The following is a 12,955-nucleotide window of genomic DNA, read 5'->3' on the forward strand; positions in this document are numbered from 1 at the left end:
ACAAACTTTACTCTTCAGTCATTTCTTTTTCAAGCTCTCTGATTTGATCCCTAAGCTCAGCAGCTGATTCAAATTCTTCCTGTACAATATGCTGTTGCATCTCTTTTTTCAAATCGTCAATTTGCCGTTTAACCTTCAGTCGGCCTCCAGTGCGAACCGGAACTTTACCAACATGATTCGTACTGCCATGCACACGCTTGAACAGAGGGTCCAGACGACTATCAAAATATTGATAGCACGATGGGCATCCGAAACGTCCCAGCTTACTAAACTGTGCATAGGTCATGCCACAATCCTTGCATTGCAGGTTCTGCGGGCCACTGTGGCCTGGAGACTGGCTCTTTGTACTGGAGTCAAAATCCAGCATCCCCGACAACAAGCTATGAATCGAAAAGCCGTTAGGTGTTCCAGGGATCATCTCCCCTTTTTCCTTGGCACATGTCTCACAAATATGAAACTCTGTCTTTTCGCCATTCACAATTTTGGTGAAATGCAAAGTTGCCGGCCGCATATTACATTCTTGGCACAGCATAAAAGCACCTCCTTCAATGTCAGGATTTATACCAATCCCTACATCCAAACGTTAGTCTCTTTCCACACACTATTTGGTCGCCAGCAACGAAATCAGCATAGCCTTAAGCAATCTTGCTCGCAGTTGATCACGATAGGGAAGCTTCAGTAATAATGTATCCCTTGATAAAGCAGCCTTCATTAAATTAGCTTCCCTTTTGCTTAAAAAATGGGCTTCCTCTAACTGATAAATTAGACCTTCTGCTGCCGATTGGCTTATTTCCTCCCCGATGCTCTGATGAAGATGTGTATGGATGGCATGCTGTGCAGGCAGCTGAATTCGCTGAATACGAATGTAGCCCCCGCCACCGCGTTTACTTTCCACCACATAGCCTTTTTCCAGCGTAAACCGGGTGCTAATTACATAATTAATTTGCGACGGCACGCAGGAAAAGCGGTCAGCCAGATCGTTGCGCTGAATCTCCACTAAACCTTGGGGACTTTCCAGCAATATACTCTTCAAATATTGTTCAATAATATCGGAAACATTGCGCATTTCATCATCCTCCACTAACGGAAACGCAAGTATTCAAGTACATTTCACGCTCCACAGAGTCCGCCGTATATTGAACTTAACCAAACGGTAAAGTCACGAATCTAAGCTGTATTCAGGCTATTGCCTGATCTACATCCATTGGAATTGTACCTTCTTGTCTCTAGTGTGGCCTTTATTTGCGATTAATCATACACTTCTCTTATGTTCATAAGAGTCAGCTCCTAACTATACGCAAATCATTTCGATCCTCATTTACTTCTTTGCTATCAAAATTACCTTATACAGCTAATCCATCAGCATAGTACTTCTACAGAATCACACTTGGCTTGATTGACTTTGACTTTCTTTGACTATATTCATATTATAGCACATTATTCATTTTTGCCAAGGGGTCAATACCATTTTTCGCAATCTAATTATGTTTTATACAATACCATAAAAAAACTCTTCCCATTACAGAAAGAGTTTTGAAAATTATGATAACCACACAAGTTATGTTCCCTGAAAGATGGGGCCTAAGAAGAACTAAATGGGCCTTTATCAGAAAAAATCCAATAAGAACGTTTGTTTTACCGGTATTACACGTTTAAGGGCAGACACAGACTCACTGCTGCCTTCAATACGCCCCCATTTATACAGATCATCAGCCTGCTGGTAGCCAAGTATCAGAGTCGTCAGTGACTGAATCCCAAGTTTCAAGTCAGCTACTATGGCGTTTTCAGATGAATTGCTTATATCCACTCTCTCCAGATGTCCTTGCCCCTCCGTAGTAATCGTTAATCTCCATAATCCATCATTCCATGGAGCATACCGATCAGTCAGATTTAAGGTTAAACTTGTTTCTTCTCCAATCTGTTCAAAAGGGTATCTTTCTATAAAAGCAGCTGCATCCACAATACGACCCATAAAATAAGGCACCGTTTCCTGTTGAATTCGTGGATCATCGAGTAAAAATGGCAGATTGTCATCTGCTGGAACGTAATTAAATTTACCTTGGGCTATCATTGAGTCATGATTTGCAAAATAAGTCCATAAAGCCCGACGAGCCGTCTCATTTTCATATACCAACTCATCACAATTCAACTGTTTATCTTCAATTTTGTATAGTGCATATCCCTGAGGATCGCCTGTTTCTGAGTAATATACCGCAGTTCGATAGTTCTCATTTAAAATCCGCTCTTGCCACCATTCCTTATCTCGTACCAGCGTGCCATTATAACGAGATGCATACGCTTGATACACTTGGTCCAATTCTAAAATATCTTTGACATCGCGTTTGACTGTACCTTCTGTTTTAAGTTTTGCAGGGAATTTTTCAATGGGAATGACGTACTTTTTGTATTCAATATACGTTTCCCATCCAAATTTACGATAGAAGGCAAAGGAGAATGGATGCAGAAAAGAAAGGCTTTGTCCCGCAGACTTCATCTCTTCAAGCGCATGCGTCAACAAACGTGACACCATGCCTCCGCGACGCTTTTCTGGCCAAGTTGCCACACCAGCAATGCCTCCCATATCAAAAACCTGACCGTTTATGTATACCTGTAGCGGTAACAAAGTCAGTTTAGCATTCAAGTCATGTCCGTCGAATATTCCCCATGTTTGCTCTGGTTTGAATTTCTTCTTGGATTTTTCCATATCCTCCAGGGACATTGTAAACTGAAAAGCATATTGAGATAATTCAATAGCCGCTTCAAATTCCTCACGTTGTAATTGTCTGATCTCCATAACTTCGTCACCTCGCTCGTATACTTGGGCATCCATAAAAAAGATTATACACTTAGAGTGTGGCAAAGCCTCTTCCCTCTGTCAACCTTAGAAGCAGGTGGCCATCTAAAACGCATAAAAAAGGATGATAATCTCAATGAGATTATCATCCTTTTCACTTTTGCTTGGCGACGTCCTACTCTCCCAGGACCCTGCGGTCCAAGTACCATCGGCGCTGGAGGGCTTAACGGTCGTGTTCGGGATGGGTACGTGTGGAACCCCTCCGCTATCGCCACCAAACATGAATTTACACTGTAAATTCTTCCGTACGGTTATTCGGTTCATCACTTATCGTGTGAATGAATAGCCATGCGCTTATTGTATGTCACTTGTACATACTTTCAAGGTTACACCCTGAAAACTGGATCCGAAACTTATTTGCGTTTTATTTAGGATAAGCCCTCGACCGATTAGTATTGGTCAGCTCCATGCATTACTGCACTTCCACCCCCAACCTATCTACCTCGTCGTCTTCAAGGGGTCTTACATACTGGGAAATCTCATCTTGAGGGGGGCTTCACGCTTAGATGCTTTCAGCGCTTATCCCTTCCGTACATAGCTACCCAGCGGTGCTCCTGGCGGAACAACTGGTACACCAGCGGTACGTCCATCCCGGTCCTCTCGTACTAAGGACAGCTCCTCTCAAATTTCCTACGCCCACGACAGATAGGGACCGAACTGTCTCACGACGTTCTGAACCCAGCTCGCGTACCGCTTTAATGGGCGAACAGCCCAACCCTTGGGACCTACTTCAGCCCCAGGATGCGATGAGCCGACATCGAGGTGCCAAACCTCCCCGTCGATGTGGACTCTTGGGGGAGATAAGCCTGTTATCCCCAGGGTAGCTTTTATCCGTTGAGCGATGGCCCTTCCATGCGGTACCACCGGATCACTAAGCCCGACTTTCGTCCCTGCTCGACTTGTAGGTCTCGCAGTCAAGCTCCCTTCTGCCTTTGCACTCTTCGAATGATTTCCAACCATTCTGAGGGAACCTTGGGGCGCCTCCGTTACTCTTTAGGAGGCGACCGCCCCAGTCAAACTGCCCACCTGACACTGTCCTCGCACCGGATTACGGTACCAAGTTAGAACCTAGATACGATCAGGGTGGTATCCCAAGGATGCCTCCTCTCAAGCTGGCGCTCAAGATTCAACGGCTCCCACCTATCCTGTACAGATCGTACCCAAATTCAATATCAAGCTGCAGTAAAGCTCCATGGGGTCTTTCCGTCTTGTCGCGGGTAACCTGCATCTTCACAGGTATTAAAATTTCACCGGATCTCTCGTTGAGACAGCGCCCAAGTCGTTACGCCATTCGTGCGGGTCAGAATTTACCTGACAAGGAATTTCGCTACCTTAGGACCGTTATAGTTACGGCCGCCGTTTACTGGGGCTTCGGTTCATAGCTTCGCCCGAAGGCTTACCACTCCCCTTAACCTTCCAGCACCGGGCAGGCGTCAGCCCGTATACTTCGCCTTGCGGCTTCGCACAGACCTGTGTTTTTGCTAAACAGTCGCTTGGGCCTTTTCACTGCGGCCCCCTCGGGCTATTCACCCTACCGAGGCACCCCTTCTCCCGAAGTTACGGGGTCATTTTGCCGAGTTCCTTAACGAGAGTTCTTCCGCGCGCCTTAGAATTCTCTTCTCGCCTACCTGTGTCGGTTTGCGGTACGGGCACCTTCTCCTGGCTAGAGGCTTTTCTTGGCAGTCTGAGATCATGACCTTCGCTACTATAATTTTCGCTCCCCATCACAGCCCAGCCTTACGATGTGCGGATTTGCCTACACACCAGCCTCACTGCTTAGACGGACATCCATCAGTCCGCGTCACTACCCTACTGCGTCACCCCATTGCTCATAACGGATTACGGTGGTACAGGAATTTCGACCTGTTGTCCTTCGACTACGCCTATCGGCCTCGCCTTAGGTCCCGACTTACCCTGAGCGGACGAACCTTCCTCAGGAACCCTTAGGCTTTCGGCGGATCTGATTCTCACAGATCTTTTCGTTACTCATACCGGCATTCTCACTTGAATGCAGTCCAGCGCTCCTTACGGTACACCTTCAACCCGCATTCAACGCTCCCCTACCCCTGATGCAAGCATCAAGCCATAGCTTCGGTGGTGTGTTTAGCCCCGTTACATTTTCGGCGCAGAGTCACTCGACCAGTGAGCTATTACGCACTCTTTCAATGGTGGCTGCTTCTAAGCCAACATCCTGGTTGTCTGTGCAACTCCACATCCTTTCCCACTTAACACACACTTGGGGACCTTAGCTGATGGTCTGGGCTGTTTCCCTTTCGACAATGGATCTTAGCACTCACTGTCTGACTCCCGGAACTAAATCTATGGCATTCGGAGTTTGACTGAGCTTGGTAACCCTTGCGGGCCCCGCACCCAATCAGTGCTCTACCTCCACGATTCTTTTTTCCGAGGCTAGCCCTAAAGCTATTTCGGGGAGAACCAGCTATCTCCGGGTTCGATTGGAATTTCTCCGCTACCCCCACCTCATCCCCGCATTTTTCAACATGCGTGGGTTCGGGCCTCCAGTGCGTGTTACCGCACCTTCACCCTGGACAGGGGTAGATCACCCGGTTTCGGGTCTACGTCCACGTACTCATTCGCCCTATTCAGACTCGCTTTCGCTGCGGCTTCAGCTCTTCACCTTAACCTTGCACGGGAACGTAACTCGCCGGTTCATTCTACAAAAGGCACGCCATCACCCATAGATCGGGCTCTGACTTCTTGTAAGCACACGGTTTCAGGATCTATTTCACTCCCCTTCCGGGGTGCTTTTCACCTTTCCCTCACGGTACTGCTTCACTATCGGTCGCCAGGGAGTATTTAGCCTTGGCAGATGGTCCTGCCGGATTCATACGGGGTTTCACGTGCCCCGCACTACTCGGGATCCGTCTCGGAGAGAACAAGTTTTGAACTACAGGGCTTTTACCTTCTCTGGCGGGCCTTTCCAGACCTCTTCATCTAACCGGTTCCTTTGTAACTCCATGTGAGACGTCCCACAACCCCAAGAAGCAAGCTCCTTGGTTTGGGCTAATCCGCGTTCGCTCGCCGCTACTGACGGAATCACTATTGTTTTCTCTTCCTCAGGGTACTTAGATGTTTCAGTTCCCCTGGTCTGCCTCTATTCTGCCTATGTATTCAGCAGAAAGTGACTGTCGATGAAGACAGCCGGGTTTCCCCATTCGGACATCCCCGGATCAAAGCTTGCTTACAGCTCCCCGAGGCTTTATCGTTGTTCGCCACGTCCTTCGTCGGCTCCTGGCGCCTAGGCATCCTCCGTGTGCTCTTTGTAGCTTAACCTAGACTTTTCTTTCAAAGAAAGAAAATGTCGATGTTCGATAAAGAATGATTTTTGCCAAAGGCAAAAGATTTTTCCTTACCTGCTACCTTTATTTCACTTGTTTACACAAGATCAGCTTAAAGGAATATTCTAAAACGCAATTTCGTTTCGGTATCCAGTTTTCAAGGTGCAAAGCTGTTTGATTATCAGTCAATCTCCAAAGAGTTAACGATTCTCATACAGTTTAAGATGAAATTGTAATTGGTGGAGCCAAGCGGGATCGAACCGCTGACCTCCTGCGTGCAAGGCAGGCGCTCTCCCAGCTGAGCTATGGCCCCTCACAAGTTCCATCAAAACTGAACAAATGGAATGATGATTTTTTTGAAGCTTACGCTTCATATTTGAATGTTTCCGTTGCAGGAAACGATTCTCCATAGAAAGGAGGTGATCCAGCCGCACCTTCCGATACGGCTACCTTGTTACGACTTCACCCCAATCATCTACCCCACCTTCGGCGGCTGGCTCCCTTGCGGGTTACCCCACCGACTTCGGGTGTTGTAAACTCTCGTGGTGTGACGGGCGGTGTGTACAAGACCCGGGAACGTATTCACCGCGGCATGCTGATCCGCGATTACTAGCAATTCCGACTTCATGTAGGCGAGTTGCAGCCTACAATCCGAACTGAGACCGGCTTTTCTAGGATTGGCTCCACCTCGCGATTTCGCTTCCCGTTGTACCGGCCATTGTAGTACGTGTGTAGCCCAGGTCATAAGGGGCATGATGATTTGACGTCATCCCCACCTTCCTCCGGTTTGTCACCGGCAGTCTGCTTAGAGTGCCCAGCTTGACCTGCTGGCAACTAAGCATAAGGGTTGCGCTCGTTGCGGGACTTAACCCAACATCTCACGACACGAGCTGACGACAACCATGCACCACCTGTCTCCTCTGTCCCGAAGGAAAGGCCTATCTCTAGACTGGTCAGAGGGATGTCAAGACCTGGTAAGGTTCTTCGCGTTGCTTCGAATTAAACCACATACTCCACTGCTTGTGCGGGTCCCCGTCAATTCCTTTGAGTTTCAGTCTTGCGACCGTACTCCCCAGGCGGAATGCTTAATGTGTTAACTTCGGCACCAAGGGTATCGAAACCCCTAACACCTAGCATTCATCGTTTACGGCGTGGACTACCAGGGTATCTAATCCTGTTTGCTCCCCACGCTTTCGCGCCTCAGCGTCAGTTACAGCCCAGAGAGTCGCCTTCGCCACTGGTGTTCCTCCACATATCTACGCATTTCACCGCTACACGTGGAATTCCACTCTCCTCTTCTGCACTCAAGCTCCCCAGTTTCCAGTGCGACCCGAAGTTGAGCCTCGGGATTAAACACCAGACTTAAAGAGCCGCCTGCGCGCGCTTTACGCCCAATAATTCCGGACAACGCTTGCCCCCTACGTATTACCGCGGCTGCTGGCACGTAGTTAGCCGGGGCTTTCTTCTCAGGTACCGTCACTCTTGTAGCAGTTACTCTACAAGACGTTCTTCCCTGGCAACAGAGCTTTACGATCCGAAAACCTTCATCACTCACGCGGCGTTGCTCCGTCAGGCTTTCGCCCATTGCGGAAGATTCCCTACTGCTGCCTCCCGTAGGAGTCTGGGCCGTGTCTCAGTCCCAGTGTGGCCGATCACCCTCTCAGGTCGGCTACGCATCGTCGCCTTGGTAGGCCTTTACCCCACCAACTAGCTAATGCGCCGCAGGCCCATCCACAAGTGACAGATTGCTCCGTCTTTCCTCCTTCTCCCATGCAGGAAAAGGATGTATCGGGTATTAGCTACCGTTTCCGGTAGTTATCCCTGTCTTGTGGGCAGGTTGCCTACGTGTTACTCACCCGTCCGCCGCTAGGTTGATTAGAAGCAAGCTTCTAATCAACCCCGCTCGACTTGCATGTATTAGGCACGCCGCCAGCGTTCGTCCTGAGCCAGGATCAAACTCTCCATTAAAGACCAACCGAAGTTGGTTTATAGAAAGAGCGATAAGCTCATTTTTAATGCTAGCGATCCTTCTTTATAAAAGAAGAAATCTTTATTTCATCATCCATTTGTTCAGTTTTCAAAGAACTTGTCTGTTCTCGTTCGTTCAACGAGTCAGGAATTAGATCATACCATGTGAGTTGCTTTCTTGTCAAATCTTTTTTTGATTATCTTTTCAGCAACCTCGCTTCAAGAAATGTTATTCTCAAAGCAACGTCTAATAATATATCATGCCTAAAGTTATTTAGCAAGCATTTATTTATATCTATTTTATTTCCTACGATACAACAGATAATAAGGCAGCCACCCCGCCCCAGAGCGGAATGACTGCACTCATTGCAAAACTATTTATTCTTGTTCCAGCAGTCTGATAAATTCATCCTCATCTTCTATGGTGTCAATTCCGAGCTGTTGGGCCTTAGCCAGCTTACTCCCAGCCTTTTCACCAGCTATGACTAGATCCGTCTTTTTCGATACAGACCCCGCAACTTTGGCTCCAAGCGCCTCCAGCTTGGATACAGCTTCTTCACGCGTAAGCTGATGCAAGGTACCTGTAAGCACGACCGTTTTGCTACTGAAAAAGCTGTCTGTCTTCTTCTCCTGTGGAGCTTCAGGGGCTTGAGCTTTCACCCCTAGAGACAGCATCTTTTCAATTCCCGCCTGAGTAAATGGATCGGCAAAGAAAGCCACAATGCTTTCGGCTACAATCCCGCCTACATCCGGTAGTTCTATCAGTTCTTCCACCGTAGCGGACATCGTCTTGTGCAAATCACGGTAATGTTCAGCCAACATACGTGTTGTCGCTTTACCGGTATTCGGTATACCCAGAGCATAAAGGAAAGAAGCCAAATCTCTCTCTTTACTCTTTTCTAGTGCCGCCAAGAGGTTACTGGCCTTTTTCTCACCAAACCGCTCCAGCTTCACAAGATCATCATATTGGAGTGTATACAGATCCGCAGGCTCGCGCACTTCCAGTTCGTCATGTAGCTGTATGGCCGTTTTGTCACTGAATGTCTCAATATCCATAGCATCACGTGAAGCAAAATGGGAAATACGAGCCACAATTTGTGGTTTACACCCCAGCTTATTGTCGCAAAACAAATGGGCACCTCGCTGCTGCAACGGAAACCCGCAGGCTGGACAATGATCTGGTACGACAATTTCCTCCCCGTCGTTCTCAGACGTTACCTTTCCTAATATCTCCGGAATGACATCGTTTGAGCGACGGATAAACACACGTGCCCCCAAAGCAAACTTCAGGTTTTTGCGCTCAATGTCACCAGCATTGTTCAGTGTACAATTTTGTACAGTGACTCCCGCCAGCTCTACCGGCTCTACCCTTGCAAGTGGGGTGATTTTACCGGTTCGTCCTACATTCCACTCAACCGAGTTAAGCACCGTTGTCGTTTCCTCAGCTTCGAACTTATATGCCACCGCCCAGCGTGGGAATTTATCGGTATACCCGAGAGCCTCACGTGTGCGCATATCTGTAATTTTCAATACTGCCCCATCAATGAGATAATCCAATCCGGCACGAGATTCTTCAATCTCAATCAGTTGCTCCATTACATCTTCAAAATTATCAAAGTAAGTCAGGTAAGGGTTTACCTTAAAATGATTTTCACGCAGGAAAGTCATCATTTCCTGGTGGCTGTCAAATTGGATACGGTCTGCATATCCCACATTGTAGAAAAATGCATTCAATCGTCGTTCAGCTGTCACTTTGGGATTCAAGTTACGCAAAGCGCCAGCTGCGGCGTTGCGTGCATTTTTAAGAGGGTCCACGGCAGTCTCATTATATTTGGACAATACAGAGAGATTCATTATCCCTTCTCCCTGTACTTCAATTGTTCCATTTCGAAAAGGAATTGTAAGTGGTACGGATTTAATCGTCTTCACCTGTGCCAGTATTCCCTCACCCACAACGCCATTACCGCGGGTGGAAGCCTGTACCAGCTGTCCATCTGTATACGTCAGGTTCAGCGTCAGTCCATCAAATTTAAGTTCTATTGCATAGCCTGGAGATGGCAAAGGTTGCTCCGGGTTCTTGGTATTGTAATCATTGACCAGTTTAACAACACGCGCGTTCCATGCACGCAGCTGTTCCATATTCTGAGCTTTATCAAGGCTCCATAATGGGGCAAGGTGGCGATGCGGTGTGAAACCTTTGAGTAACTCCCCACCCACACGCTGTGTCGGCGAATCCGGCAGCACAAGACCGCTCGTCTGTTCAAGCGCTACCAGCTCGTCATAAAGCACATCATATTCTTTGTCGCTGATCTTGGGTTCATCCAGTGTGTAGTAATGATAGTTATATGTGTTCAGTTCAGCAACAAGCTGCTCCATCCTGTGCATTGGGTTCATGCAGGCGTATCCCTCCGGGAACTTCATCAGGGCAGAGGCCTAAGCCAAGCTGCCACTCATGAGGTTCGAGATTTAATGATGTTTGAGATTTATTCTACTTTTGTAATTGGTGCAAAGCCAGCCAGCAGTCGTTTAACCCCTACTGGAGCCGGGAAAGCAATTTGAAGCTCCATATCATTACCCGTCCCTTTTACAGCGACAATGGTTCCAATCCCCCATTTGCCATGCTGTACCTTGTCTCCAGCCGCAAAAATGGAGGGGCCTCCTGCCGAAGCAGCCGGAGTTGCTTTCGCAGATGAAGATGTCGTTACTGTTACGCGGGGTGACGCGGAAGCGGACGAACCACTGCGGCTCATCGTATCAAACGAGCGTTCTCCACCAAAGTTGCTGCCACTACCTTTATTCAGTCCGCGCCCACCATAAGATCCGCCTACATTGCCTGAACGGCGGTAGCGGTCACGTTTAATGATCGTATCCTCTTTTAACTCGTCCGGAATCTCTTCGAGAAAGCGGGAAGGCGGGTTAGCTGTGGTGCGGCCAAACAGAGTGCGCATCTGTGCGCATGTAAGGAACAGTTGCTCCTCTGCACGGGTAATCCCGACATACGCCAATCTGCGCTCTTCCTCCAGCTCTTCGTTATCCAGAAAAGCACGACTATGAGGGAATACTCCCTCCTCCATACCGACAATAAATACGATAGGAAACTCCAGTCCTTTGGCGCTATGCATGGTCATCAATACAACCGCATCGCTTTGCTCTTCTTCATCGTCATTCATGGAATCAATATCGGCAATCAGAGCAAGGTCGGTCAGGAAGGAGACGAGTGACTTGTCTTCCGCTCCTTTTTCAAATTCCATGGTTACCGACAGGAACTCATCAATATTCTCCAAACGCGAGCGTGACTCAAGTGTATTCTCGTTTTGCAGTTCCAATCGATATTGGGTGGTTTCCAACATTTTTTCTGTTAACTCGGTAACCGACAGGTAGTCTACCATCCGACTTAAACCTTCGATCATATCGTAAAACTCTACCAACGCATTGCGCGTACGTCCTGCAAAGCCCAAATCGTCTACAACTTGAAGGACACGGAAAATCGAAACTCCACGTTCCGCTGCAGCTGCCTGCAATTTACCGACGGTCGTGTCTCCGATGCTTCGTTTTGGCACATTAATGATTCGGATCAAGCTGATGTCGTCGTCAGGATTGGAGAGTAGGCGAAGATACGCCAGCAAATCCTTAATTTCTTTACGATCATAGAACTTGATACCGCCCACGATCTGGTAAGGAATATCCGATTTAATCAAAATTTCCTCGACAACCCGAGACTGAGCATTCGTACGGTACAAAATGGCATGATGGCTATAGGTTTTGCCCGCATTAATATTCTTATGAATTTCTGAGGCGATAAAGTAGCCCTCATCATGCTCGGAGTCAGCACGGTAAACTTTAATCTTGGCTCCGCCTTCTTTGTCAGTCCATAGTTTCTTCGGCTTGCGGCCTGTATTTTGACCAATAACTTCGTTGGCAGCATTGAGAATATTTGAGGTGGACCGGTAGTTCTGCTCCAGCAAAATGGTGCGCGCTTCCGGGTAGTCCTCTTCAAAATTCAAAATGTTGCTAATATCCGCCCCCCGCCACCGATAGATGGATTGGTCACTGTCACCTACTACGCAAATCCGGTGATGCTTGTCGGCCAGCATTTTGCACAGCATGTACTGCGCACGGTTCGTATCCTGATATTCATCAACATGAATGTATTGAAATTTCTTCTGGTAGAAATCCAGTACCTCAGGTACTTCTTTAAATAGCTGAATCGTTGCCATGATCAAATCATCAAAATCAAGAGAGTTGTTGTTTTTGAGCCGTTGTTGGTACTTGGTATATACCTTCGCCACAATCCCCTCAAAATAGTCGCCAATCTTGCGCTCATACATTTCGGGAGTGACCAGTTCATTTTTAGCCGTACTCATCATAGACTGAACCGCTTTGGGTTCAAACTTTTTGGTGTCTATATTCAGATCCTTCATGCAGCTCCGAATGACAGACAATTGATCCGTAGAATCCAAAATGCTGAAATTGGAGGTGAAGCCAATCCGCTCGATATCCCGACGTAAAATACGCACACACATCGAGTGGAAGGTGGATACCCATACATCTCTCCCCTGCGGGCCAATCAGCTTGGATACGCGATCCTGCATTTCACGCGCAGCCTTGTTCGTAAAGGTAATCGCCAAAATGCCCCATGGAGCCGTCTTGCGGGTCGCGATGAGGTAAGCTATTCGGTGCGTGAGCACCCGTGTTTTACCACTGCCTGCGCCAGCCATAATCAGCAGCGGACCATCTACCGCCTCCACAGCCTGACGCTGAGGCGGATTAAGGCGAGCTACCGCCTCGTGTATATCTATTGATTGCATGCGTGCATGCTCCTTTCCCTGAGCTT

5 protein-coding genes, 1 tRNA gene and 3 rRNA genes are annotated in these 12,955 nt (G+C 47.9%); all 9 read right to left on the reverse strand.

From position 1 onward, the window contains the following. Positions 1–7: 7 nt before the first annotated feature. The 9 genes from ACM1ND_RS24015 to pcrA all read right to left on the reverse strand — a co-directional run bounded on the left by ACM1ND_RS24015 (position 8) and on the right by pcrA (position 12,929). Positions 8–532 carry a UvrB/UvrC motif-containing protein gene (locus ACM1ND_RS24015; RefSeq protein WP_023990574.1) on the reverse strand — a complete coding sequence of 175 codons (525 nt, stop codon included), beginning with the start codon at positions 530–532 and terminating at the stop codon, positions 8–10. Positions 533–601: 69 nt separating this feature from the next. Then, entirely contained in the window at positions 602–1,066 is a 465-nt protein-coding gene (locus ACM1ND_RS24020) for a CtsR family transcriptional regulator (RefSeq protein WP_013312188.1), read from the reverse strand. Between the two features lie 540 nt (positions 1,067–1,606). Continuing rightward, the gene (locus ACM1ND_RS24025) at positions 1,607–2,794 is read right to left on the reverse strand and encodes a GNAT family N-acetyltransferase (RefSeq protein WP_418026639.1); all 1,188 of its coding nucleotides are present in this window, start codon (positions 2,792–2,794) and stop codon (positions 1,607–1,609) included. 162 nt (positions 2,795–2,956) lie between these two features. Continuing rightward, positions 2,957–3,073 (reverse strand): 5S ribosomal RNA (gene rrf, locus ACM1ND_RS24030). Between the two features lie 150 nt (positions 3,074–3,223). Beyond that, a 23S ribosomal RNA gene (locus ACM1ND_RS24035) occupies positions 3,224–6,148 on the reverse strand. A 242-nt stretch (positions 6,149–6,390) separates the two neighbouring features. Further along, positions 6,391–6,466 (reverse strand) — tRNA-Ala (locus tag ACM1ND_RS24040). A gap of 99 nt (positions 6,467–6,565) precedes the next feature. Further along, positions 6,566–8,121, reverse strand: a 16S ribosomal RNA gene (locus tag ACM1ND_RS24045). The 16S, 23S and 5S rRNA genes sit together here with 1 tRNA gene alongside, the layout of an rRNA operon. Positions 8,122–8,499: 378 nt before the next feature. Next, positions 8,500–10,515: an NAD-dependent DNA ligase LigA gene (gene ligA, locus ACM1ND_RS24050; RefSeq protein WP_279835315.1), complete on the reverse strand. Its 2,016-nt coding sequence runs from the start codon at positions 10,513–10,515 to the stop codon at positions 8,500–8,502. Between the two features lie 89 nt (positions 10,516–10,604). Continuing rightward, entirely contained in the window at positions 10,605–12,929 is a 2,325-nt protein-coding gene (pcrA, locus tag ACM1ND_RS24055; RefSeq protein WP_023990577.1) for a DNA helicase PcrA, read from the reverse strand. Positions 12,930–12,955: the final 26 nt, after the last annotated feature.

It is taken from the genome of Paenibacillus sp. JJ1722 (genome assembly GCF_048282685.1).
Taxonomy (GTDB): Bacteria; Bacillota; Bacilli; order Paenibacillales; family Paenibacillaceae; genus Paenibacillus; species Paenibacillus polymyxa_B.

Excerpts from the sequence above, each read along its gene's own strand:
- ACM1ND_RS24015 (WP_023990574.1), bottom strand. The coding sequence starts at position 532 with ATGCTGTGCCAAGAATGTAATATGCGGCCGGCAACTTTGCATTTCACC.
- ligA (WP_279835315.1), bottom strand. The coding sequence starts at position 10,515 with ATGAACCCAATGCACAGGATGGAGCAGCTTGTTGCTGAACTGAACACA.
- pcrA (WP_023990577.1), bottom strand. The coding sequence starts at position 12,929 with ATGCAATCAATAGATATACACGAGGCGGTAGCTCGCCTTAATCCGCCT.
- ACM1ND_RS24020 (WP_013312188.1), bottom strand. The coding sequence starts at position 1,066 with ATGCGCAATGTTTCCGATATTATTGAACAATATTTGAAGAGTATATTG.
- ACM1ND_RS24025 (WP_418026639.1), bottom strand. The coding sequence starts at position 2,794 with ATGGAGATCAGACAATTACAACGTGAGGAATTTGAAGCGGCTATTGAA.